General features: G+C 62.6%; 21 protein-coding genes. 10 read left to right on the top strand and 11 right to left on the bottom strand.

Annotated features, from left to right (window positions below; genetic code table 11):
- Window positions 1-208: 208 nt before the first annotated feature.
- The 3 genes from M5C01_RS19970 (at window position 209) to M5C01_RS19980 (ending at window position 2,402) form a co-directional block, all read left to right on the top strand.
- Window positions 209-1,315, top strand: coding sequence for an NADH:flavin oxidoreductase/NADH oxidase (locus M5C01_RS19970; protein WP_152740184.1), 1,107 nt, complete (start codon window positions 209-211; stop codon window positions 1,313-1,315).
- A gap of 195 nt (window positions 1,316-1,510) precedes the next feature.
- A complete protein-coding gene (locus M5C01_RS19975) occupies window positions 1,511-2,023 on the top strand; it encodes an ATP-binding protein (RefSeq protein WP_152740185.1) in 513 nt (170 codons plus the stop codon).
- 187 nt (window positions 2,024-2,210) lie between these two features.
- On the top strand, window positions 2,211-2,402 hold the full coding sequence (locus M5C01_RS19980; RefSeq protein WP_103494921.1) for a hypothetical protein: 192 nt from the start codon (window positions 2,211-2,213) through the stop codon (window positions 2,400-2,402).
- 134 nt (window positions 2,403-2,536) lie between these two features.
- Here M5C01_RS19980 and M5C01_RS19985 read toward each other — a convergent pair whose 3' ends face one another.
- The 11 genes from M5C01_RS19985 to M5C01_RS20035 all read right to left on the bottom strand — a co-directional run bounded on the left by M5C01_RS19985 (window position 2,537) and on the right by M5C01_RS20035 (window position 16,026).
- Complete coding sequence (locus M5C01_RS19985) at window positions 2,537-3,838, bottom strand: HipA domain-containing protein (RefSeq protein WP_152740186.1); 1,302 nt, start codon at window positions 3,836-3,838, stop codon at window positions 2,537-2,539.
- Window positions 3,828-4,154: a helix-turn-helix transcriptional regulator gene (locus M5C01_RS19990; RefSeq protein WP_103494923.1), complete on the bottom strand. Its 327-nt coding sequence runs from the start codon at window positions 4,152-4,154 to the stop codon at window positions 3,828-3,830. Before M5C01_RS19990 ends, M5C01_RS19985 begins: the two co-directional genes overlap by 11 nt.
- Window positions 4,155-4,354: 200 nt before the next feature.
- Window positions 4,355-5,836 (bottom strand): amino acid permease, encoded by a 1,482-nt coding sequence (locus M5C01_RS19995; protein WP_103494924.1) that lies wholly within the window; start codon window positions 5,834-5,836, stop codon window positions 4,355-4,357.
- Between the two features lie 101 nt (window positions 5,837-5,937).
- Complete coding sequence (locus tag M5C01_RS20000) at window positions 5,938-7,362, bottom strand: gamma-aminobutyraldehyde dehydrogenase (RefSeq protein WP_152740187.1); 1,425 nt, start codon at window positions 7,360-7,362, stop codon at window positions 5,938-5,940.
- Between the two features lie 58 nt (window positions 7,363-7,420).
- A complete protein-coding gene (locus tag M5C01_RS20005; RefSeq protein ID WP_248764380.1) occupies window positions 7,421-8,245 on the bottom strand; it encodes an ABC transporter permease in 825 nt (274 codons plus the stop codon).
- A complete protein-coding gene (locus M5C01_RS20010) occupies window positions 8,235-9,182 on the bottom strand; it encodes an ABC transporter permease (protein WP_152740189.1) in 948 nt (315 codons plus the stop codon). The genes M5C01_RS20005 and M5C01_RS20010 overlap by 11 nt, the downstream gene beginning before the upstream one ends.
- Before the next feature lies 1 nt (window position 9,183).
- On the bottom strand, window positions 9,184-10,209 hold the full coding sequence (locus M5C01_RS20015) for an ABC transporter ATP-binding protein (protein ID WP_152740190.1): 1,026 nt from the start codon (window positions 10,207-10,209) through the stop codon (window positions 9,184-9,186).
- 301 nt (window positions 10,210-10,510) lie between these two features.
- Window positions 10,511-11,662 carry a putative ABC transporter substrate-binding protein YdcS gene (gene ydcS, locus M5C01_RS20020; RefSeq protein WP_103495179.1) on the bottom strand — a complete coding sequence of 384 codons (1,152 nt, stop codon included), beginning with the start codon at window positions 11,660-11,662 and terminating at the stop codon, window positions 10,511-10,513.
- An 87-nt stretch (window positions 11,663-11,749) separates the two neighbouring features.
- A complete protein-coding gene (locus M5C01_RS20025; protein WP_152740191.1) occupies window positions 11,750-13,240 on the bottom strand; it encodes a gamma-aminobutyraldehyde dehydrogenase in 1,491 nt (496 codons plus the stop codon).
- A 106-nt stretch (window positions 13,241-13,346) separates the two neighbouring features.
- On the bottom strand, window positions 13,347-14,261 hold the full coding sequence (locus M5C01_RS20030) for a LysR family transcriptional regulator (RefSeq protein ID WP_100942371.1): 915 nt from the start codon (window positions 14,259-14,261) through the stop codon (window positions 13,347-13,349).
- Between the two features lie 97 nt (window positions 14,262-14,358).
- A complete protein-coding gene (locus M5C01_RS20035; RefSeq protein ID WP_152740192.1) occupies window positions 14,359-16,026 on the bottom strand; it encodes a diguanylate cyclase in 1,668 nt (555 codons plus the stop codon).
- Window positions 16,027-16,112: 86 nt separating this feature from the next.
- Here M5C01_RS20035 and M5C01_RS20040 point away from each other — a divergent pair, with 86 nt between their 5' ends.
- Genes M5C01_RS20040 through M5C01_RS20070 form a run of 7 tightly spaced genes read left to right on the top strand, consistent with a single transcriptional unit; the run spans window position 16,113 to window position 24,567 of the window.
- Entirely contained in the window at window positions 16,113-17,735 is a 1,623-nt protein-coding gene (locus tag M5C01_RS20040) for a methyl-accepting chemotaxis protein (protein WP_178129897.1), read from the top strand.
- Window positions 17,735-18,253, top strand: a complete 519-nt coding sequence (locus tag M5C01_RS20045; RefSeq protein ID WP_152740193.1) for a chemotaxis protein CheW — start codon at window positions 17,735-17,737, stop codon at window positions 18,251-18,253. Before M5C01_RS20040 ends, M5C01_RS20045 begins: the two co-directional genes overlap by 1 nt.
- A complete protein-coding gene (locus tag M5C01_RS20050; protein ID WP_152740194.1) occupies window positions 18,250-19,524 on the top strand; it encodes a protein-glutamate O-methyltransferase CheR in 1,275 nt (424 codons plus the stop codon). Before M5C01_RS20045 ends, M5C01_RS20050 begins: the two co-directional genes overlap by 4 nt.
- Window positions 19,521-20,207, top strand: coding sequence for a chemotaxis protein CheW (locus tag M5C01_RS20055; protein WP_152740195.1), 687 nt, complete (start codon window positions 19,521-19,523; stop codon window positions 20,205-20,207). Before M5C01_RS20050 ends, M5C01_RS20055 begins: the two co-directional genes overlap by 4 nt.
- On the top strand, window positions 20,204-22,504 hold the full coding sequence (locus M5C01_RS20060) for a hybrid sensor histidine kinase/response regulator (protein WP_152740196.1): 2,301 nt from the start codon (window positions 20,204-20,206) through the stop codon (window positions 22,502-22,504). The genes M5C01_RS20055 and M5C01_RS20060 overlap by 4 nt, the downstream gene beginning before the upstream one ends.
- The gene (locus M5C01_RS20065; protein WP_152740197.1) at window positions 22,501-23,511 is read left to right on the top strand and encodes a chemotaxis response regulator protein-glutamate methylesterase; all 1,011 of its coding nucleotides are present in this window, start codon (window positions 22,501-22,503) and stop codon (window positions 23,509-23,511) included. The genes M5C01_RS20060 and M5C01_RS20065 overlap by 4 nt, the downstream gene beginning before the upstream one ends.
- A 51-nt stretch (window positions 23,512-23,562) precedes the next feature.
- A complete protein-coding gene (locus M5C01_RS20070) occupies window positions 23,563-24,567 on the top strand; it encodes a PleD family two-component system response regulator (RefSeq protein ID WP_152740198.1) in 1,005 nt (334 codons plus the stop codon).
- The last annotated feature ends 242 nt before the right edge of the window (window positions 24,568-24,809 follow it).

Here is a 24,809-nt window from a genome sequence, read left to right on the forward strand (position 1 = left end):
AGGGCAGGTTACAGGCGATTCAGCCGGTTTAAATCCGCTGAACCCTCCCGCCTGTGCCGTTGTCGACTAGTCTGTAAGCACTGTCTGAATGGTCTTGTGACGTCGTCCTGTTTTTTACCCGCTGGGGGGCGGTTCTCCACCACTCTTGTCACTTGCCGACGTTCTAACAGAACCCTGGAGCCAGCCCACTTGATTTGAGAGGTGCCCCATGAGTCTGCTGCTCGAACCCTATACCCTTCGCCAATTGACCCTGCTCAACCGCATCGCGGTCTCGCCTATGTGCCAGTACTCCAGTGTCGACGGCCTCGCCAACGATTGGCATCTCGTCCACCTGGGCAGTCGGGCGGTGGGCGGGGCCGGGCTGATTTTCACCGAAGCCACCGCGGTCACCGCCGATGGCCGGATCACCGCCCAGGACCTGGGCCTGTGGAACGACGAACAGATCGAACCGCTGCAACGTATCACCCGGTTTATCACCGCCCAGGGCGCGGTGGCGGGGATCCAGCTGGCCCATGCCGGGCGCAAGGCCAGCACCCATCGACCCTGGCTGGGCAAGCATGGCAGCGTCAAGCCCGAGGACGGTGGCTGGACCCCGGTCGGCCCTTCGTCGATTGCCTTCGATCCGCAGCACACATCGCCCACCTCCCTGGACGAGAGCCACATCGCCGAGGTGATCCAGGCGTTTGTCGCGGCGGCCAAGCGGGCACTGATTGCTGGTTTCAAAGTGGTCGAAGTGCATGCGGCCCATGGTTATCTGCTGCACCAGTTTCTATCGCCCTTGAGCAATCAGCGCCGTGACCAATACGGTGGCTCCTTCGAAAATCGTATCCGCCTGGTATTGCAGGTAACCGAAGCGGTGCGGGCGGTCTGGCCTGACGAGTTGCCGCTGTTTGTGCGAGTGTCGGCGACCGATTGGGTGGAAGACGGCTGGAATCCGGACGAAACGGTGGAGTTGGCGCGGCGTCTGAAAGCCTTGGGTGTCGACCTGATCGACGTGTCTTCGGGCGGCACCGCTGCCAATGCGGAAATCCCCACGGGCCCCGGTTATCAGACCCGTTTTGCCGAGCGCGTACGCAAGGAGTCCGATATCGCCACCGGTACCGTCGGATTGATTACCGAACCGGCCCAGGCCGAGCATATCCTGCGCACCGGCCAGGCGGATATGATCCTGTTGGCCCGTGAGTTGTTGCGCGACCCTTACTGGCCGCTGCATGCCGATGATGACCTGGGAGGGCGCAAGGCGATCTGGCCGGCGCAGTATCAGCGTGCGACCCATCGCGATCAGCCGATTCATGAGTCGGATTTGCGTGATTGAGGGTTGGAAGCTTGCCGTAAGGCGTTTGAGCGAATAAGGTCGGTTTCATGAACTCACATCTGAACATCTCGATTATTCCCACCCTCGATCCGAGGGTGGGCTGACGCGTGTTCTGAAAACACCCGAAACCCGCCCACCGAGGCGGGTTTTTTCTGGCCGCTTCTCTGGGTTACTGGACGTCAAAAGGAGATTGAAATGTCGCAACCTGAAACCCCTGGCCCTGGCGATACTGTTCCGACCCTGCACCTGGTCTGTGGAAAGATCGGTTCAGGCAAATCGACGCTAGCGCAACATCTGGCAGCGACACCCTCGACGGTGTTGATCAGCGAGGACGTCTGGCTCGCGCGGCTGTATCCGGGAGAAATCAGCGAGATCACCGACTATGTGCGCTGCGCCACCCGCTTGCGCGGGGCCTTGGCCGAGCATCTCGTTGCACTATTGAAAGCGGGGATCTCGGTGGTGCTCGATTTTCCGTCCAATACCGTGGCCAGCCGGCTTTGGGCCCGGTCGGTCTTTGAGCGCGCGGGCGTTGCCCATCGGCTGCATTTTCTCGATGTGGGCGATGACGTGTGCAAGGCGCGCCTGAAGGTCCGCAATGAAATGGGCGATCACCCGTTCAAGACCACCGAGGCCGAGTTCGAGGTGATTTCCCGCTATTTCGAAGCGCCGGCAGTGGAGGAAGCATTTGAGGTGGTGCGGTATGAATGAGCCCGCTCGGAGGATATTCACCTGTCATCATCGGGATACCAGTGGGGCTGCCCTGCACAGTTAAGGAGATTTTCCTTCTGGAAATTTCGAAATGATCTTAGGTGAATTCGGATTGTTCCTACCCTTAGGCTAAGTCTGAGGCGGTTTTTCCAGGCGATTCCGGTCCTGTCACAGAGGGAAGGCGTCCATGTCAAAGCAGCGAAGTATCTTCGGTTTCATGCTGTTTCTCTGGACCTTCAGGGCCGCGCCCAGACCCAGGGTGCGCAAGCTCAGCGATGAGGAACTGCAACTGGTGGCGCGTTATCGCGCGTTGTCGGAAGAGGACCGCAATGCGCTGGGCTGCCTGTTGAATGTGATGGAGGGCGTTTCGCGGTTTTGAGCTGAGCGTGCCGTCATTACTCTGAATCGATTTGTTCTAAGTGCGATTTATTTTTCATAAATGATCTATATAGCGATCATAAAGTGATTTTATGATCGCTATATAGGGCATTTTGGCGAGGTGTTGGATCAGCGCTAGAGCGAGCGGCGAATACGTTCTGCTTGATTGGCCACGCGTTCGGCATTCCCGGACAGCCCTTCAAAAGCATAAGGATTCAGCATCTGTCGGCTTTTCAGGACTTGAAGGTCGATCTCACTGATACCCGATTCGGCGCAGACACTCGACCAATAGATGGCTATCGCTTCCAACTGCTGTTCGATGATCTCCAGTGCCTGGGCTTCTTCGAGTAGAAACTTTTCCCGTGCGGCAAGGCAAACGGAGAGTCGACTCTGGTTATTGTTGCCCAGTATCAGCATGGCCTGTGTGGCCTCGGTTCCCAAACGCATCTGTGGGCAGATATCGTAGGCCGGCGTCAGTTGATAAGCTTTTCCATCAAAAAATGCAGCATGATTACGCCCATGATCGTCGGTATTGCTGCACAGAATGTTGAAGACCAGTCGTGAGAACAGTTCCTTGAGATCGGCTTTCGGATCGGTAAAGTCGGCACGGATGATGTCTGTCAATTGCTCATAGCTGCAGTAGCGTGTCAGCATTTCATCCAGCCCGAACAGCGTCAGTGCCGACGCCATTATTTTTCTCGTCCAGCCTTTTTCCGTAGCCGTTCGGTCAAAGCGCTCGATGAGCAACACGTCCTTGCCCAGAACCCGCTCCATCCGCACGGGTGCGACATTCATACCGGTCAGGGACGCCAACTTCATGGCGATAAATTCTGATTTCACGACGTTGATCTGATCGTTTGACGCTGAGAATTTTGCGACGTACTTGTGCCCGTTGCTCTCGATCAGTGCCTTGGGGCGTGCACCTCCGATGGAGGTCCCGTGGTTGAGCGCCTGGTCGAGATCGATAGGTAAAGGCACTCCCTTGTCCACCAGGTCCGCTGCCTGCATCAGCTCATCCAGGGTCGCCGATCTGGAGTTTCTGGGGACGAATTCGGTGGCGGATGTCTGGAAATCCAGAGCTCCGATACGATCCGAGCCTGACTCCATCAGGTAGGTAAGCTCATCCAGGTCCTGGTTATAAGCGGCTGCGCCTTGCTTGCCGTACAGCCTATTGATGATGACTCGCCGCCCCCATGCGTCTGGTGAACCATCACGGATGCTACTGGGCATGGTCATGGAGTCGATGGGCTCAATGACCTCGGTGCCCAGCGGCAGTTCGCGCAGGTTCAGCGCGATGGCGTTTTTTCGTGCCAGATAGCTTTTGCCGTACACGAACACGAAACGACTTTTATCACGAACCAGGTTTCCCGCGACCACGGGTTCTGTTTCATCGGGCAGCCACAGCCAGACAAAGCATTGATCGGCGTTAGAAGTCATTGCTTACCTTTTTTGTCGGTGTGCGAATCCTTTTCGGTAGCACGGCGATTTTGGCATCCAGGTAGGTGTTCAGATGGGGCAAGGGGGTCGTATCGGAAAACAGTGTGATGCCCAGGAGGGTCGCCAGCTCGAAGACCACACCGATTTCGCATCGTGGATCACCGTGTTCGATACGCTGAACCGTTCCGCGCGACACGCCTGCCTTGTCTGCGAGCGCCTGCACCGTCAGTCCCCGCTCCTTGCGCTTGAGACGGATGACGTGGCCCATGACCTGCAGGGCATCAAGGCTGGCGGGGGAGTAACTGCGAACGGTCATCGGGGGTGTAAAGCCTGGAGTGAATGGATAGCGTTAACCCTAGAACATTTACTCGGATTTAACAATAAATGATCTTTATATGGATCTTAAGGTGCCTTTAAGATCTATATAAAGATCATTTATTGATTTTCTTTACCGGTCCTGGGTGGTCGGAGGACCGATCACCCAAGGGGTTTTTGGCTACTTACCAACGCTTGCCGTTACCGACCGATTTTCCAGGCATCGCCCGCCGGCGCAGTGCCACGGTCATAAGGCTTGCCCAGCCACATGTAGAGCAGGCCGAGACCGATGACGATGGCGGTGCTCAGGACCATGGCGTAGTTGATGTACCACGCCGCATCCGGGGTGCGCGGCCAGGCCATGTTGACGATGGCGCCGACGCCGTAGACCAGCGCACCGATATTCACCGGCAGGCCCCAGGCGCCCAGGGTGAACTTGCCGCTGGGTTTCCAGCCGCGCGCCCGGGCGAACAGGGCGGCCAGCACGATCATCTGGAAGGCCAGGTAGATGCCGATGGCGGCGAAGCTGACGATGGTCGCCACCGCGTCCTGCAGGAAGAAACCGAGGGCGATGATCAGCGCCGGCAGGACGCCGGAGACGAACAGTGCCGCCACCGGCACCTGGGTGGTCGGCGAAAGCCGTTTGAGCAGGCTGCTGCCGATAACCATTTCATCCCGGGCGTAGGAGTACAGCAGGCGACTGGCGGCTGCTTGCAGGCTGATGACGCAGGAGATGAAGGAAATCATCACCACGCCCATTACCACTTTCGAACCGACGCTGCCGAAGGCATTGTTGAGGATGGTGGTCACCGGGTCCTTGTCGGTGCCATTGATCACCGCCTGCATGTCCGGCACGGCGAGGATCAGCGCCAGGCAGGCGAACATCGCCGCGATACCGCCGATATAGATGGTCATGCGCATGGCCACCGGGATCTGCTTGCTCGGATTCGGGGTTTCCTCGGCCACATCGCCGCAGGCTTCGAAGCCGTAGTAGAGGAACATGCCCGCCAGGGACGCGGTGAGGAACGCCGGCAGGTAGGAGCCGTCGACGCGGATATCGAAGGTGTTGAACAGCACGCTGATCGGCTGGTGACGCTCGAACACCAGCAGGTAGACGCCGACGATCACCGCGCCGACCAGTTCGCAGAGAAAGCCGAACATGGCGATGCGCGCCAGGACCTTGGTACCGCTGAGGTTGACCAGGGTGGCGAACAGTGTCAGCACCAGGGCGATGACGATATTGGTATTGTTGCTCGGTTCGAAACCGAGCATCGCCGCCAGGTAAGGGCCGGCACCCACGGCTACGGCGGCAATGGTCACACAGAGGGCGATGGAGTAGATCCAGCCGACCATCCACGCCCAGCGTTTACCCACCAGGCGCCGGGCCCACGGATAGACGCCACCGGAAATCGGGAATTGCGAGACCACTTCACCGAAGATCAGGCACACCAGCAGTTGTCCACAGCCCACCAGCAGATAGGCCCAGAACATCGGCGGGCCGCCGGCGGCCAGGCACAGGCCGAACAGGGTGTAGACGCCGACCACCGGCGAGAGGTAGGTAAAGCCCAGGGCGAAGTTTTCCCACAGGCTCATGCTGCGATTGAAGTTCGAGGTGTAGCCCAGTTTGCGCAGCTGTTCGGCATCGCTGTCGGCGGCTGCGCCGAGATGGGGTTGTGCAGTCATGACGGTATTGCTCCGGAAAATCGGCAGATTTCAGGTGTCCGAAACCGTGGCCGGGCCATGACGGCCCGTCCCGGTTCGGTATTGTTTTGGTGGGTTGGTACTTAGTGCTTGAACATCACATGGCGCACGGTGGTGTAGTCTTCCAGCCCGTACATGGACATGTCCTTGCCATAACCGGACAGTTTCTGCCCGCCATGGGGCATTTCGCTGACCAGCATGAAGTGGGTGTTGACCCAGGTGCAGCCGTACTGCAGACGGGCCGCCAGACGGTGGGCGCGACCGACGTCGGCGGTCCATACCGACGATGCCAGGCCGTAATCCGAATCGTTGGCCCAACCCAGTACCTGGGCTTCATCGGAAAACTTCGTCACCGACACCACCGGCCCGAATACCTCGCGGCGGACGATTTCGTCATCCTGCTGGGCATCGGCCAGGACCGTTGGTTCGAAGAAGAAGCCATTGCCGGGCACCGTCTTGCCACCGGTGACCAGGCGGATATGCGACTGGGCCAGTGCGCGCTCGACAAAGCCGGCCACGCGGTCACGGTGCTGCGCGGTGATCAGCGGGCCCAGCTCGGTTTCCGGATCGTCCTGCAAGCCGTACTTGATGGTGCTGACCGCCGCGCCGAGTTTCTCGACAAACTTCTCGTAGATCCCCGCCTGGGCGTAGACCCGGCAGGCGGCGGTGCAGTCCTGGCCGGCATTGTAGAAACCGAAGGTGCGGATGCCCTCCACGGCGGCGTCGATATCGGCGTCGTCGAAGATGATCACCGGGGCCTTGCCACCCAGCTCCATATGCATGCGTTTGACGCTGTCGGCGGTGCTGGAAATGATGTGCGAGCCGGTGGCGATGGAACCGGTCAGCGAGACCATTCGCACCTGCGGGTGGGTCACCAGCGGATTGCCCACGGTCGGGCCACGGCCGAAGACCAGGTTGAGCACGCCGGCGGGGAAGATCTGCGCCGCCAGTTCGGCCAGGCGCAGGGCGGTCAGCGGGGTCTGTTCCGAGGGTTTGAGCACCACGGTATTGCCGGCGGCCAGGGCCGGGGCGATTTTCCAGGCGACCATCATCAGCGGGTAGTTCCACGGCGCGATGGAGGCGATCACGCCCACCGGGTCGCGGCGGATCATCGAGGTGTGGCCGGGCAGATATTCGCCCGCCGCCGAACCGCTCATGCAGCGGCTGGCACCGGCGAAGAAGCGGAACACGTCGGCGATGGCCGGGATCTCGTCGTTGAGGGCGGCGCTCAGGGGTTTGCCGCAGTTGTCCGATTCCAGTTTCGCCAGCTCCGGACCATGGGCCTCGATGGCGTCGGCCAGTTTCAGCAGCAGCAGGGAGCGGTCTTTCGGCGCGGTCTGCGACCAGCTTTCGAAAGCGCTGGCGGCGGCGCGCACGGCGGCGTCGACCTGGGCTTCGCTGGCTTCGTGGATATCCACCAGCACCCGGCCCAGGGACGGGTTGAATACGGATTGGGCCGGCCCTTCACCGTTGACGAGTTGGCCGTTGATCAGCAGTTTGGTTTGCATATGGGTGTCCTCATGACGCAATCAGATATTTCGATAAACACCGAACCTTGGAAATGGGTTATTTGCCGCCACTGCCCGCCACGCTTTCGCCGCCGCGAGTCAGGTAGTAGGCGCCGAGAATCGGCAGCATCGTGACCATCATCACCAGCATGGCGACCACGTTGGTCACGGGCACATCCCGTGGCCGGCTGAGCTGGTTGAGCAGCCAGATCGGCAAGGTGCGTTCATGGCCGGCGGTAAAGGTGGTGACGATGATCTCGTCGAATGACAGGGCAAACGCCAGCATGCCGCCGGCCAGCAACGCCGAGCCGAGGTTCGGCAGGACGATGTAGCGGAAGGTCTGCCAACCGTCGGCACCCAGGTCCATCGAGGCCTCGATCAGGCTGTGGGAGGTGCGCCGCAAGCGGGCGATGACGTTGTTGTAGACGATCACCACGCAGAAGGTCGCGTGGCCGACAATGATGGTGAACATCCCCGGCTCGATCCCCAGGGTCTTGAAGGTTGCCAGCAAGGCGATCCCGGTGATGATCCCCGGCAGGGCGATGGGCAGGATCAGCATCAGCGAGATGCCCTGCTTGCCGAAGAAGTCCCGGCGATACAGGGCGGCCGAGGCCAGGGTGCCGAGCAGCATGGCGATCAGCGTGGCAATCGCGGCGATCTGCAACGACAGCTTGACGGCTTCCAGTACATCGGGCCGGGCGAAGGCCACGCTGAACCACTTCAGGGTGAAGCCCTGGGGCGGGAAGCTGAAGGCCGAGTCCTCGGTGTTGAAGGCGTAGAGGAAGATGATCAGGATCGGGAAATGCAGGAACACCAGCCCGCCCCAGGCGGCCAGGCGCAGACCCAGGGAGGCCTTGTCCCCATGTTGTGAATTAGAGCGCATCGAAGGCCCCCAGGCGTTTGACGATGGACAGGTACACAGCGATCAGCACGATCGGCACCAGGGTGAAGGCCGCGGCCATCGGCATATTGCCGATGGCGCCCTGCTGGGCGTAGACCATGCTGCCGACGAAGTAGCCGGGCGGGCCGATAAGCTGCGGCACGATAAAGTCGCCCAGGGTCAGCGAGAAGGTGAAGATCGACCCCGCCGCGATGCCCGGAATCGACAGCGGCAGGACCACCTGCATAAAGGTCTGGCGCGGCTTGGCGCCGAGGTCCGCGGATGCTTGCAACAGCGACGGCGGCAGGCGCTCCAGGGAGGCCTGGATCGGCAGGATCATGAACGGCAGCCAGATATAGACGAACACCAGGCAGCGTCCCAGGTGCGAGGTCGACAAGGTGCTACCGCCAATCCCGGGAATCCCCAGGATGAACTGCAACAGCGGCTCCAGCCCGAGGTGCTGGACGAACCACTGGGCGACGCCGCCCTTGGCCAGCAGCAGGGTCCAGGCGTAGGCCTTGACGATATAGCTGGCCCACATCGGCATCATCACCGCGATATAGAAGAACGCCTTGGTCTTGCCGGTGGTGTAGCGCGCCATGTAGTAGGCGATGGGAAAGGCGATAAAGCCGGCGACGATGGACACCACCACCGCCATGCCCAGGGTACGCAGGATGATGTCGAAGTTCGACGGCGCGAACAGCGCGGCGAAGTTGGCCAGGGTCAGGTCCGGGGTGACCGCCATGGTGAAGTCGTCGAAGGTGTAGAACCCCTGCCAGAGCAGGGTCAGCAGCGAGCCGAGGTAGATCGCGCCGAACCAGATCAGTGGCGGCACCAGCAGCAGCGCCAGGTAGACGTTGGGGCGACGGTACAGCAGGTTGGCGAAGCGCCGCATCGGTGAGCCGGCCGCGGTCGCTTGGGGGAGGGCGAGGGTGTTCATCTCAGGCCTCGCTCGCCAGCACGGTCATGGCTTCCCGCGCCCAGCGCGCGGTGATGCGCTGGCCGGCCTGGTGCCCGGTATGGATGGCCTGCCATTGGCTGTTGGGCTGGCTGATGTTCAGGGTCTGGCCGTTGTCCAGTTTCAGTTCGTAGCGGGTGGCGCTGCCCTGGTACTGGATATCGTGGAGCAGGCCGCTGATCTCGACCTCATGACCTTGCACCGGACCGTCGGCGAAGCGCACGTGTTCCGGACGGATCGACAGCGGCAGGTCGCTGCCGCAGAGCTGTTTCGCCAGCTCGCCGCGAATCACGTTGGAAGTGCCGACGAACTCGGCGACAAACACGGTGGCCGGTTTCATATAGAGGTTGCGCGGGCTGTCGACCTGTTCGATGCGGCCCTTGTTGAATACGGCGACACGGTCGGACATGGACAGGGCTTCGGTCTGGTCGTGGGTGACGAAGATGAAGGTGATGCCCAGTTGCCGCTGGAGCTTTTTCAGCTCGCCTTGCATCTGTTCGCGCAGCTTGAGGTCGAGGGCGCCGAGGGGCTCGTCGAGCAGCAGCACGCGGGGGCGATTGACCAGGGCGCGGGCCAGGGCCACCCGCTGGCGCTGGCCGCCGGAGAGCTGCACCGGCTTGCGCTCGCCGTAGCCGGCCAGGGCGACCATGCCCAGGGCTTCTTCGGCACGGTTCAGGCGTTCGGTCTTGCCGACGCCTTTGACTTTCAAACCGTAGGCGACGTTGTCGCGCACGTTCATATGGGGGAACAGCGCGTAATCCTGGAACACCGTGTTCACATCGCGCTGATAGGGCGGCAGGCCGGCGGCTTCTTCGCCATGGATGCGGATCGAACCGGCGCTGGGTTGTTCGAAGCCGGCTATCAGGCGCAGGCAGGTGGTCTTGCCTGAGCCGGAAGGGCCGAGCATGGAAAAGAACTCGCCGTCCTGGATATCGATGGAAACCCGGTCAACGGCTTTCACTTCGCCGAACTGACGGGAAACGTGGGTGAACTGGACTGCAAGCGTCATGATGCGGTGCTCCGAGAAGGCGTGGGTCGCCGCAGCGGCCCGGCCTGGACTTCTGAAAAAGCTGAAACGGTGGAGAGCGGTCTGACTCACAACGCGCCGCCTGTTCGGACGCCATCGCCGGCAAGCCGGCTCCTACAGGATTTGTGTCGTGCGCAACCTCGTTGTGCGACACAGATCCCTTGTAGGAGCAGGGCTTGTCGGGACGCCGCATCGCCGCGAAGCTTTTAGCGGCCTCACGGGCCTCTTCGCGAGCAAGCTCTGCTCCTACAGGTTTCGGGTTGTGTTCAGGACCGCGTGGGACTCAGCGACCGCCCATGATCGCGATGTAATCCTGGGTCCAGCGGCTGTACGGCACGAACTTGCCGCCCGCTGCCTGCGGAGTGGTCCAGAAGGCGATCTTGTCGAAGTGGTCGAAGCCATTGGTCTTGCAACCTTCAGCCCCCAGCAACTCGCTTTCCTTGCACGCCGCCGGGACCGCCGGCAACGAGCCGAACCAGGCCGCGACATCACCCTGGACCTTGGGCTGCAACGACCAGTCCATCCACTTGTAGGCGCAGTTCGGGTGCTTGGCATCGGCGTGCAGCATGGTGGTGTCGGCCCAGCCGGTGACGCCTTCCTTCGGAATGGTCGACGCCACCGGTTGCTTGTCCGCTTGCAAGCCGTTGACCATATAACCCCAGGAACTGGACGCGGCGACGCCTTCGTTCTTGAAGTCGCTCATCTGCACGGTCGCGTCATGCCAGTAGCGATGGATCAACGGCTGTTGCGCGCGCAGCAGGTCGAGCACGGCCTTGTACTGGGTTTCGGTCAGTTCATAGGGGTTCTGGATGCCCAGTTCCGGCTTGGCCGATTTCAGGTACAGCGCCGCGTCGGCGATATAGATCGGGCCGTCATAGGCCTGCACGCGGCCCTTGTTCGGCTTGCCGTCCGGCAGGCTCTGCGGATCGAAGATCACGCCCCAACTGGTCGGTGCCTGCTTGAACACATTGGTGTTGTACATCAGCACGTTCGGGCCCCACTGATAAGGCGTGCCGTAGGTCTGCTTGTTGACCACATACCACGGCGCATCCTTGAGGCGCGGGTCGAGGTTCTTCCAGTTCGGGATCAACGCGGTGTTGATCGGTTGCACACGCTTGCCGACGATCAGCCGCAGGGAGGCGTCGCCGGAGGCGGTGACCAGGTCATAACCGCCCTTGGCCATCAGACTGACCATTTCATCGGAGGTGGCCGCGGTTTTCACGCTGACCTTGCAACCGGTTTCCTTCTCGAAACCCGTCACCCAGTCGTAGGCCTTGTCGCTTTCGCCGCGTTCGATGTAGCCGGGCCAGGCGACGATATCCAGTTGGCCTTCGCCCGCCCCGACGGCTTTCAGCGGCTCGGCGGCCTGGATCGAGACGCTGGCCAGCAGCGCGGTGGTCATTGCACTGAGCAGTGCGGTCTTGTGCACGAACATGGGGATTCCCTCTTCTTTAATTATGGTCGGGGCAGTTGAACGTGATGCAGCGTGCCGTTTGCGGGCTGGTTATTAGAGTAGAACGTCTTACAAATGCTGGCCGTGGCGCGCCATGATGTGCCGCACCACGCTGTAGTCCTGAAGCGAATCGCTGGACAGATCCTTGCCGTAACCGGAGCGCTTCAGGCCGCCGTGGGGCATTTCGCTGACCAGCATGAAATGGCTGTTGATCCAGGTGCAGCCGTATTGCAGGCGCGAAGCCACCTGCATGGCCTTGTCCAGGTTCTGGGTCCAGACCGACGAGGCCAGGCCGTATTCCGAATCGTTGGCCCAGTCCACCGCCTGGCTCAGTTCGTCGAAGCGGGTCACGGTAACCACCGGGCCGAACACTTCGCGCTGGACGATTTCGTCGCTCTGCCTGCAACCGGCGAGCAGGGTCGGCTGGTAATAAAAGCCGGCCCCGGAATGTACGGCCGCGCCGGTGACCCGTTCGATATGCGGTTGCCCGAGAGCGCGTTCGACAAAGCTGGCGACGCGGTCGCGCTGGCGGGTGCTGATCAGCGGACCGATTTCATTGTCGGCGTCGCGCTTGCCGGCAAACCGCAGGCTGCTGACCGCCGCGCCGAGTTCGGCCACCAATTTGTCGTGAATCCCGGCCTGGGCGTAGATCCGGCAGGCGGCGGTGCAATCCTGCCCGGCGTTGTAGTAGCCGTAGCTGCGCACGCCTTCGACCACGGCCTGCAGGTCGGCGTCGTTGCAGACGATCACGGGGGCCTTGCCGCCCAGTTCCAGGTGGGTGCGCTTCACGCTTTTGGCGGCGGCCTGGAGGATTTTCTGGCCGGTGACGATATCGCCGGTCAGCGACACCATGCGCACTTTCGGGTGGCTGACCAGATGGCTGCCGACCCCTTCGCCACCGCCGCAGACGATATTGATCACCCCCGGCGGCAGTAGCTCGGCGAGGACCGGCGCCAGGGCCAGGATCGACAGCGGTGTGTGTTCCGAGGGTTTGAACACCAGGGTGTTTCCGGCGGCCAGGGCCGGGGCGATTTTCCACGCGGCCATCATGATCGGGTAGTTCCACGGTGCAATGGAGGCCACCACGCCAATCGGGTCGCGGCGGACCATGCTGGTGTAGCCCGGCAGGTACTCGCCGGATAGCTGGCCGGTCTGGCAGCGCACGGCGCCGGCAAAGAAGCGGAATACGTCGACGGTGGCGCTGAGATCGTCCTGGCGGGCCAGGTGCAGGGGCTTGCCGCAGTTCAGCGATTCCAGGCGGGCCAGCAGGTCGGCGTTTTTTTCCACCGCCTCGGCGATGGCCAGGAGGATATTGGCCCGTTGCTGCGGAGTGGTCCGCGACCAGCCGGCAAAGGCCCGGTGGGCGGCGAGGATGGCGCTTTCGACCTGTTCGCTGCTGGCTTCGGCGATATGGGTGAGCACCTCGCCGGTGGCCGGGTTGAGGATCGGCTCGACAAAACCCTGGCCGGCAACGAGCTCACCGTCGATCAGCAAGGCGGTGAACAGTGGGGTCGGGTGTGCGCCAGCCATTTTGCGAGTTCTCTTTTCTTGTGTGGCCATGGAGCTTCCCCTATCGCTGGAGTCCGGCCTTTCTCTAGATGGATGGCAAGAGACTAGTGGGCGGACGGGAGGTCGACAAATACTAAATACTGAATGCGGCGTTCGATTAAATAGATGGCTTGCGGCCGCCGTGGGGTTGTTCGCGGGCCACGGTCAGGAACGGGTCCACCAGCGGCGGTCGGGCGGTGCCCCGGCGCCAGGCCAGGCCGACGTCGAGGGTCTGGCTCAGGTCGGCCAGGGGCCGGGCTTCGATGATGTCGCCCTCCAGCGACCAGGGCCGGTAGGTCATGTCCGGTTGGATCGACACTCCCAGCCCGGCCGCCACCAGGCTCCGCACTGCTTCGGTGGACGCGGTACGCAAGGTGATCCGCGGTTGCAGGCCGGCGCCGCGCCACATGCGCTGGGCATTGCGGTCCATTTCATCGACATTGAGCTGGATCAGCGGCTCGCGGGCGACGTCGGCCAGGTTGATGCTGTCGTGTTCCAGCAGCGGATGCTGGGCCGGCAGCCACAGGCGATGGGGAGAGTGGGTCAGGACCTCGGTCTGCAGGGCGTGGCGGTCTTCGAGGTTGGAGAGGATCAGCACCCCGACATCGATCTCGCCGCTGACCAGCAAGTGCTCGATATAGGGCCGCTCGTCTTCCATCACGCGGATTTCCACATTGGGGTAGGCGCGCTGGAAACGGGTCAGCAGGTCGGCGAGGTAGTAGCCGGCCACCAGGCTGGTCACGCCGATGGTCAGTTGCCCGGCCACCTGGTCGGTGCTCTGTTGCAGGCTGCGCTTGGCGTTGTCGACGGTGGCCAGGATCAGGTGCGCCTGGCGCAGGAACTGGTGGCCCTGGTGGGTCAGGGTCATGCCCTTGGCATGGCGGTTGAACAGGCTGACGCCGATCTCCTGTTCCAGTTGCTGGATCGCCAGGGTCAGGGTCGACTGGGAAATGAACACCGCCTGGGCGGCGGCCGAGATCGAGCCGGTCTCGGCCACGGCGATAAAGTGACGGATCTGACGCAGGGTCATCATGGGGTGCGCACCGATGCCGGTTAGCCGGCGGGTTGTTTTTATGGATGCGACCCAGTGTATATCTTTTTAATCGATGGCCTTGCAGGTGGTGGGCGCCTCAGTGCGACCCGCCAGCCTCTGCTGCTTCATGAAAGTGCGCCTGGCCCTTGCCCGCATGCTTGGCGCGGTACAAGGCCTGGTCCGCCAGGCCGAGCACGTCGCTCAGGTCCGCAGCATCCAGGGGCCACAACGCGCCGCCGATGCTGCAACCGATCCAGGCCGGGACATCGTGCACCCGGAAGGATTGCCCCAGGCTGGCGAGCACGCGTTCGGCAATGCCGCGTGCCTGGTCAATGGCATCGTGGCGGGGCACTTGCAGCACCATCAGGAACTCGTCGCCGCCCAGGCGTGCCACCAGATCGCCTTCGCGCAGGCAGACGCGCAAGCGACTTGCCACTTCCCTGAGCAGCTCATCGCCGCCGGCGTGGCCGAACTGGTCGTTGATCGGCTTGAAACCGTCGAGGTCCAGGTACAGCAACGCCAGGTATTGGTTCTGTGCCTGGCTGCGCTGCTGGGCGCGCGGCAGGTATTTCTCCAGGGCGGCACGGTTCGGCAGGCCGGTCAGGGCGTCATGGTGGGCCAGGCTTTCCATCATCCCCAGGGCGGTCTGCTGATTGCTCAGGCTGTCCACCAGATGGCGGATCGACTGGCTCAACTGGGCGATTTCCCGGGTGCCCCTGACCTCGGGAATTTCCATGGATTCACCGAGGCTCAAGCGGTCGGCGGCCCGGGCGATAGCGTGCAGCGGTCGGGTAAACCAGGTGGCCAGCAACCAGCCGACAAAGGCGATCACCACCGCCAGGGCAATGCCCCAGGCCAGGATGTCACGCTGCAATTCCTTGGCCGGGGCGTAGGCTTCATCGAGCGTCTGGCGCGTGACCACGGTCCAGCCCAGCCCTGCATAGCTGCCATAACCGTGGCTCATGGCAATCCCCGTGAGATAGTCGTTGCCGTCCGGCCAGCGCTGGACGCCCCAGCGGGTCTGTTGTGGGTCGAGGTTGTCGAACAAGGGCAGGGGCAATGCCTGGCCGATCGACTCGCGGGGACCGAGGATGATCTGATGGTTGGCCGCGAGTACGAAAAACTCCACCTTGCGCCGGGCCTGCTGGGGTTCGAACAAGGATTGGCGCAGCTCTTCGGCCCAGCCCCAGGAGAGGTGCGCCGCGAGTACCCCTACTTTATTTTGTGACGATAGGTTGACGGACTCGTCGCTGAACACCGGCAGGCTGATGTCAACGAACTTCATGGCCTCGCCAGTGGGGTTGGGCAACAGTCTGGACAGTAGCTTGGCATCATGCACGTCCCCGACGAACAAGCGTTCCCGGCCCTGTTTGAACACGGGACGTTCGCTGATATCGGACTGTTCGAGAACGCCATGGGTCGCGGCCTTGACCACGCCGTCGGGCGCGACGAAACCCACCCAGGCGAAACTCGGGAATTCTTCCTGCAAATGATCGAGCAGGTGACGGATCTGTGGGGTATCCGAGGCTTGTTGCATCACCTGTAGCCGGCTGATGACGCTCAGCAGGTGAATCCGGCTGGCCATGTCGCGGTCCAGCCGATCCGCCATCTGGTAGGCGTTTTCGCCGAGATCCTGGCCGATTTCGTTGATCATCCGCGAATTGGAATCGTGGCTGATGAACGAACCCAGCAACCAGCTCAGCAGGCTGACCAGCACGGCGATCATCAACGCAAAACGACTGCGTAAGCTGGGCAGGACGGGCATGGCTTGGGTTCCTCGAACGGATTGCTCAAGGATGACACACGCTCGGCTATACTGCCCTTCATTTGAATGGTTCCAGAGGACTGCGAGTGAAGAACTGGACGTTGCGCCAACGAATATTGGCAAGCTTTGCCGTCATCATAGCGATCATGCTGCTGATGGTCGTTGCTTCGTACTCCCGGTTGCTGTCGATCGAGTCCAGCGAGGAGAGTGTGCGCACCGACGCCATTCCCGGGGTCTACTACAGCACCATGATCCGCAGTGCCTGGGTCGACAGCTATGTGCTGACCCAGCAATTGCTGGGGTTCACCGCCGACGGCGATATCAGTGCCGCTGACCAGGCGCAGTTCAAGGACTTCGAAAACCGTCTGAACGTGCAGATCGAGAACTATCAGAAGACCATTTTCAGCCAGGAAGACCAAGCGGCCTTCGACGTATTCAAGCGTGAGCGGGTGGCTTACGACAAGTTGCTGGCCAGCGTGCTCGATCTCTATCAGCACAAGCAGAACGACCAGGCTATCCGGATGTTCAACGAGCAATTGGCGCCTGCCTGGGCCGAAGGTCGCAAGCAACTCAATGACATCATCAACCAGAACAAGGACGTCGCCGACCAGGACACGGACTCGATTTCCGCCGCCGTGTCAGCGGCGAAACTCAGCATGGGCATTTCCCTGCTGATCGCGGTGATCGCTGCCGGCCTCTGTGGCCTGCTGCTGATGCGAGCGATCATGGCGCCGATGCAGCGGATTGTCGAAATTCTTGAAATCATGCGTACCGGTGACCTGAGCAGCCGCCTGAACCTGGCGCGCAAGGACGAGTTCGGGGCGGTGGAGACCGGCTTCAACGACATGATGACCGAGCTCACGGCCCTGGTTTCCCAGGCCCAGCGCTCTTCGGTGCAGGTCACCACCTCGGTGACGGAAATCGCCGCCACCTCCAGGCAACAGCAGGCCACGGCCACCGAAACCGCCGCGACCACCACCGAGATCGGCGCGACCTCGCGGGAAATCGCCGCGACTTCCCGCGACCTGGTGCGGACCATGACCGAAGTCTCCACCGCCGCCGACCAGGCCTCTGTGCTCGCCGGTTCCGGCCAGCAAGGGCTGGCGCGCATGGAAGAAACCATGCACTCGGTGATGGGCGCCGCCGACCTGGTGAACGCCAAGCTGGCGATCCTCAACGAGAAGGCCGGCAACATCAATCAGGTGGTGGTGACCATCGTCAAGGTCGCCGACCAGACCAACCTGTTGTCCCTCAACGCCGCCATCGAGGCGGAAAAGGCCGGTGAGTACGGTCGCGGTTTTGCCGTGGTCGCCACCGAAGTGCGGCGCCTGGCGGACCAGACCGCCGTCGCCACCTACGACATCGAACAGATGGTCCGCGAGATCCAGTCGGCAGTGTCCGCCGGGGTCATGGGCATGGACAAGTTCTCCGAGGAAGTGCGCCGCGGCATGTTCGAAGTGCAGCAGGTCGGCGAGCAACTGTCGCAGATCATCCATCAGGTCCAGGCCCTGGCGCCGCGGGTGCTGATGGTCAACGAAGGCATGCAGGCCCAGGCCACCGGTGCCGAACAGATCAACCTCGCCCTGGTACAACTGGGCGATGCCAGCAGCCAGACCGTCGAATCCCTGCGCCAGGCCAGTTTCGCCATCGACGAGCTGAGCCAGGTCGCGGTGGGCCTGCGCAGCGGCGTCTCGCGTTTCAAAGTCTGATGAGCGAGTGGGGGGCGAAACGCGTCGCCAGCGCGCAGCCCAGGAACAGCCTGTTCCTGGTCTTTCGTATCCAGGGCGAACGCTTTGCCCTGGAGGCCGTGGAAGTGGTCGAGGTGCTGCCGCGCCTGCAACTCAAGCCGATTGCCCAGGCCCCGGCCTGGGTCGCGGGAGTGCTGGCCCATCGTGGCGCGATGGTCCCGGTGATCGACGTCAGCGCCATGACCTTCGGCGAACCGGCGGCGGCGCGTACCAGCACACGGTTGGTGCTGGTGCATTACCGTCCCGCCGACGAGGTGCCCGGACAGCTACTCGGGCTGATTCTCGAACAGGCCACCGATACCCTGCGCTGCAATCCGGCGGACTTCCAGCCCTATGGCCTGGACAACCGCGCGGCACCCTACCTGGGGCCGGTGCGCGAAGATGCCCAGGGCCTGCTGCAACGTATTCGGGTCAACGACCTGCTCAATGCCGAGGTGCGCGCGCTGCTGTTTCCAACGGTGGATGAGGCGTGCCCATGAGTGACGACCAGCGCTTTTTCGATTTCCTCAAGCACCGCATCGGCCTCGACGTGGCTTCGGTCGGCCCGGCGATTATCGAGCGTGCCGTGCGCCAGCGTTGTACTCAGTTGCAGATGCCCTCGGCGGACCACTACTGGACCCGCTTGCAGACCAACGGCGAGGAACAGCAAGCGTTGATCGAGGCGGTGATTGTCCCGGAAACCTGGTTCTTCCGTTATCCGGAATCCTTTTCGACCCTGGCGCGCCTGGCCAGCGAGCGGCTGGCACAGATCAAGGGCATGCGTGCCTTGAAGATCCTCAGCCTGCCCTGTTCCACCGGCGAAGAGCCCTATTCGATTGCCATGGCCCTGCTCGATGCAGGCTTGGCGCCGCACCAGTTCAAGGTCGACGGCATCGATGTCAGCCCGTTGTCTGTGGAACGGGCCAAGCGCGCGGTGTACGGCAAGAACTCCTTCCGCGGCCAGGGTCTCGAGTTTCGCGAGCGGCATTTCACTGCCCTGGCGGACGGTTACCGGCTCAGCGAGCGAGTTCGCGAACAGGTGCGTTTGCAGAGCGGCAACCTGCTTGACCCCGAGTTGCGGGTCGGCGAGGTCTATGACTTCGTGTTCTGTCGCAACCTGCTGATCTATTTCGACCTGGCGACGCAACGCCAGGTCTTCGACATTCTCAAGCGCCTTACCCATGTTGATGGTGTGCTGTTTATCGGCCCGGCCGAGGGCAACCTGCTGGGGCGGATGGGCATGCGCTCCATCGGCGCGGCGCAGTCCTTTGCCTTTCGCCGCGCGACGGAAGTCGAGCCCCAACCCCTGCCGGTGATCGTCCCGCCGCCTTTGCCGGTGCGTGTGTCGCAACCCGTCAGCGCGCCGGTGTTGCCTCTGCGCCGACCGTTCGCCCCCAGCGCGGTGTTCACGCCCGCCGCGCCAGTGTCGCTGGTCTCGAACGACGCGGCCGGCCTGCTGGCGCGGATTGCCACCCTGGCCAACGAAGGCAACGGCGCCCAGGCGCGCCAGGCCTGCGAAAGCTACCTGCGCCAACACGAGCCGGTGGCCCAGGTCTTCTGCTGGCTGGGCCTGCTGAGCGACGTGGCCGGCAGTGCGCTGGAGGCCCAGGGGTTTTATCGCAAGGCTTTATACCTGGAACCGCAACATCCCGAGGCCCTCGTCCACCTGGCGGCCCTGCTGGCTTCCCAGGGGGATGTGGCAGGCGCCCGGCGATTGCAGGAACGCGCCGCCCGTAGCGAGCGCACCGCTGACAGTGAGCGTAAACGATGAGCGGTTTGACAGACCTGAACCTGACCCACCACGACGCCGAGAAAATCGACGATTGCTGGAACCGCATCGGTATCCACGGCGACAAGTCCTGCCCGCTGCTGATCGAACATATCCACTGCCGCAACTGTGCGGTGTATTCCGCCGCGGCCACGCGCCTGCTGGACCGTTATTCGTTGCAACAGGAGCGTCCCGAGCAGGGCGCGGTGGTCGAGGCCGCCAGTGATGTGGTCACCCGTTCGCTGCTGATGTTCCGCCTCGGCGAGGAATGGCTGGGCCTGGCCACCCGCTGCCTGGTGGAAGTCGCGCCGCTGCAGACGATTCATTCCCTGCCGCACCAGCGCTCGCGGGCCTTGCTCGGTGTGGCCAATGTGCGCGGTGCCCTGGTGGCCTGTCTGTCGCTGGTGGAGTTGCTCGGGCTGGACGCCTCGATCACGGTCACGCCAGGCGGTCGGATCATGCCGCGCATGCTGATTGTCGGCGCCCAGGGCGGTCCGGTGGTGTTGCCGGTGGATGAAGTGGACGGCATCCATGCCATCGACCAGCGCCTGCTCGACAATGCCAGCGCCGCCGGGCCCCAGGTCAGCGCGCGGTTTACCCGTGGTGTACTGCCGTTCAGGGGGCGCAGCCTGCGTTGGCTGGATGAAGAGCAATTGCTGTCGGCCGTGACCCGGAGCTTCACATGACCCCCGATCAAATGCGCGACTCGTCGCTGCTGGAACTGTTCAGTCTGGAGGCCGAGGCCCAGACCCAGGTGCTCAGCGCCGGCCTCCTGGCCCTGGAGCGCAATCCGACCCAGGCCGACCAGCTCGAAGCCTGCATGCGTGCTGCCCATTCCCTCAAGGGCGCGGCGCGGATTGTCGGCGTGGATGCCGGGGTCAGCGTCGCCCATGTGATGGAGGATTGCCTGGTCAGCGCCCAGGAAGGTCGGTTGTATCTGCAAGCGGAGCATATCGACGCCTTGCTGCACGGCACCGACTTGCTGATGCGCATCGCCACGCCCAGCGCCAATGTCGGGCCGGTGGAGATCGAGGCGTATGTCCTGCGGTTGCAGGCGTTGCTCGATCCGGCGGCGGCCACTGCGCGGGGGGGGCCGGTGGCGCCCGAGCCGGCGCAAGTCGCGTTCGTGCCGTCGTCTGTGGCCGCCGATCTTGAAGCTCTGCCTCTTGATAGCGCGTTGGCGGAACCCCCGTCGCCGGAGCTGACACCCCCGGGCCGTCGGGTCGCCGAAGGTGGTGAACGGGTGTTGCGGGTCACCGCCGAACGTTTGAACAGCCTGCTCGACCTGTCGAGCAAGTCCCTGGTGGAAACCCAGCGCATCAAGCCTTATCTGGCGACGATGCAACGGATGCGGCGCATGCAGGACAAAGGCCTGCGCGCCCTGGACCAGCTCAGCGATCACTTGAAGAGCGTCGGCCTGAGCCTGGAAGCCGAAGAAGCCCTGGGCGATGCCCGGCGTTTGCTGGCCGAGTCCCAGCAGATGCTGACGGCGCAAACCCTGGAACTGGACGAATTCGGCTGGCAGGCCAGCCAGCGCGCCCAGGTCCTGTATGACACCGCCCTGGCTTGTCGTATGCGGCCCTTTGCCGATGTGCTGAGCGGTCAGGTGCGGATGGTCCGTGACCTGGGCCGCAGCCTGGGCAAACAGGTGCGTCTGGAAATCGAAGGGGAGAAAACCCAGGTCGACCGCGACGTGCTGGAAAAGCTCGAAGCGCCGCTGACCCATCTGCTGCGCAATGCCGTGGACCATGGCATCGAAAGCCCTGAGCTGCGGGTGTTGGCCGGCAAGCCGGCCGAAGGCCTGATTCGTCTGCGGGCCTCGCACCAGGCCGGGTTGCTGGTGCTGCAATTGAGCGACGACGGCGCCGGCGTGGACCTGGAACGGGTCCGCCGCAGCGTGATCGAGCGCCAGTTGTCCCCGGCCGAGACTGCCGCCCAACTGAGCGAAGAAGAGCTGCTGAGTTTCCTCTTCCTGCCGGGTTTCAGCCTGCGGGACAAGGTCACCGAAGTCTCCGGGCGCGGGGTCGGCCTTGACGCCGTGCAGCATATGGTCCGCCAGTTGCACGGTGCCGTGGTGCTGGAGCAGGTGGCGGGGCAGGGCAGCCGTTTCCACCTCGAAGTACCGCTGACCTTGTCGGTGGTGCGCAGCCTGGTGGTGGAAGTCGGTGGCGAGGCCTATGCCTTTCCCCTGGCCCATATCGAACGCATGTGCGACCTGGCGCCCGAGAACATTGTGCAACTCGAGGGGCGCCAGCACTTCTGGCACGAAGGCCGGCATGTCGGGCTGGTGGCGGCCAGCCAGCTGTTGCAGCGCCCGGCTAGCGAACACCATGATGGCAACCTCAAGGTCGTGGTGATCCGCGAGCGTGATGCGGTCTATGGGGTCGAGGTGGAGCGCTTTATCGGCGAGCGCACCCTGGTGGTGTTGCCGCTGGACCCACGCCTGGGCAAGGTTCAGGATATTTCCGCCGGGGCTTTGCTCGATGACGGTTCGGCGGTGCTGATCGTCGACGTCGAGGACATGCTGCGCTCGGTGGACAAGCTGCTCAACACCGGTCGCCTGGAACGTATCGACCGGCGCAATCGCCAGGCCAGCGAGGCCGTGCGCAAGCGCGTGCTGGTGGTCGACGACTCCCTGACCGTACGCGAACTGCAACGCAAACTGCTGCTCAACCGGGGTTACGAGGTCGCGGTCGCGGTGGATGGCATGGACGGTTGGAACGCCCTGCGCGCCGAAGACTTTGACCTGTTGATCACCGATATCGATATGCCACGAATGGACGGGATTGAATTGGTCACACTCTTGCGTAAAGACACGCGCTTGCAGTCGCTGCCGGTCATGGTGGTGTCCTACAAGGACCGTGAAGAAGACCGTCGACGTGGACTGGACGCCGGAGCCGACTATTATCTGGCCAAGGCCAGTTTTCATGACGACGCCTTGCTGGATGCCGTGGTCGAGCTGATCGGGGGAGCCCAGGGATGAGGATCGCCATCGTCAACGATATGCCCATGGCGGTAGAAGCGTTGCGTCGAGCCCTGGCGTTCGAGCCGGCACACCAAGTGATCTGGGTCGCCGGCAATGGCGCCGAAGCGGTGAAATACTGCGCCGAGGACACCCCGGACCTGATCCTGATGGACCTGATCATGCCGGTGATGGATGGCGTCGAAGCTACCCGGCGGATCATGGCCGAGTCGCCGTGTGCCATTGTCATTGTCACTGTCGACCGGCAACAGAACGTGCACCGGGTGTTCGAGGCCATGGGCCACGGTGCCCTGGATGTGGTCGATACCCCGGCCATTGGTGGTGGCAACCCGAAGGAAGCCGCGGCGCCGCTGTTGCGCAAGATCCTCAATATCGGTTGGCTGATCGGCCAGCGCGGCAGCCAGGTGCGCAGCGTGCCCGGCCCGGCCCGGGACGACAGTCCGCGACAGAAGCTGGTGGCCATCGGTTCTTCGGCCGGGGGGCCGGCGGCCTTGGAAACCTTGCTGAAAGGTTTGCCTGCTAATTTCCCCGCCGCCATCGTCCTGGTCCAGCATGTCGACCAGGTATTTGCCGCCGGCATGGCCGAATGGTTGAGCAGCGCCTGTGGCCTGCCGGTGCGCCTGGCCCGCGACGGCGAGGCGCCGCAACGCGGCACCGTACTGCTGGCCGGGACGAACCACCATATCCGCTTGTTGAAAAACGGCACCCTGGCCTACACCGCCGAGCCCGTGAACGAGATCTACCGGCCTTCCATCGATGTGTTTTTCGAGAGTGTCGCCAGTTACTGGAATGGCGATGCGGTGGGTGTGCTGTTGACGGGCATGGGGCGCGACGGTGCCCAGGGCTTGAAGCTGATGCGCGAGCGCGGCTACCTGACCATCGCCCAGGACCAATTGAGCAGTGCGGTGTACGGCATGCCCAAGGCAGCGGCGGCTATCGATGCGGCTGTTGAAATTCGTCCACTGAACAAGATCGCTCCACGTTTGCTGGAGATATTTCCGACATGAGTTCTATAGTCAGCAGCCCTGGCTTGAAAGCAGTACTTCAGGTGACCGCGTATGAATGATTTACAGCTGTATGATTTCAAGACCACCGACGAAAACGCCGCGATGGTGTTGCTGGTTGACGACCAGGCCATGATCGGTGAGGCGGTGCGGCGCGGATTGGCCACCGAGACCAATATCGATTTCCACTTTTGTGCCGATCCGCACCAGGCGATTGCCCAGGCGATCCGCATCAAACCGACGGTGATCCTGCAGGATCTGGTGATGCCCGGCCTCGATGGCCTGAGCCTGGTGCGCGAATACCGCAATCACCCGGCGACCAAGGACATTCCGATCATCGTGCTTTCCACCAAGGAAGACCCGTTGATCAAGAGCGCGGCCTTTGCCGCCGGGGCCAACGATTACCTGGTCAAGTTACCGGACAATATCGAACTGGTGGCGCGCATTCGTTATCACTCGCGCTCCTACATGACCTTGTTGCAGCGTGATGCGGCGTATCGGGCGTTGCGGGTCAGCCAGCAGCAATTGCTCGACACCAACCTGGTGCTGCAGCGTTTGATGAACTCTGACGGTTTGACCGGGTTGTCCAACCGTCGGCACTTCGACGAGTACCTGGAGTTGGAGTGGAGAAGGGCGCAGCGCGAGCAGACGCAGATGTCGTTGCTGATGATCGACGTGGACTATTTCAAAGCCTTCAATGACAGCTTTGGCCACCTGGACGGCGATGAAGCCTTGCGCAAGGTGGCGGAGACGATCCGTGAGTCCAGCAGCCGGCCGTCGGACCTGCCGGCGCGTTATGGTGGCGAAGAGTTTGCGCTGGTGCTGCCGAATACCTCCCAAGGTGGGGCGCGACTGGTGGCGGAAAAACTGCGCCAGACCGTGGCGGGGTTGAAGATCCCGCACAATATGCCGAGCGAGGGGGCGGTGCTGACGGTCAGCATTGGGGTGTCCACGGTGATACCGCAGCAGGGCAGCAACTGTCGCGATCTGATTTCGGCGGCGGACAAGGGGCTGTATTCGGCGAAGAACAGTGGGCGTAATCAGGTGGGGATTGGTTGAGGCGGGGATTGAAATGGGGCTGTGTATTCGGTGCGTGAGCCCTGATCGTTTCTGGCTTGTGTGATGCGCTTGTCGCTCGGTTACCCCGCTCCTTTGACTTGTGTCGTACGCTGTTCGTCCGTTCACCTCGGTCCTGTAGGAGCCTGGCTTGCCAGCGAAGAGGCCCTCAAGCCAGCCACCAATCTCGTGGGCAATGCGGACAAATCGCCATTGCTGGCATCCGCAGTGGCTTGTATTTCAAG

Origin of the sequence: Pseudomonas sp. MWU12-2319 (assembly GCF_023242525.1) — a bacterium.
GTDB classification, from domain to species: Bacteria; Pseudomonadota; Gammaproteobacteria; order Pseudomonadales; family Pseudomonadaceae; genus Aquipseudomonas; species Aquipseudomonas gingeri_D.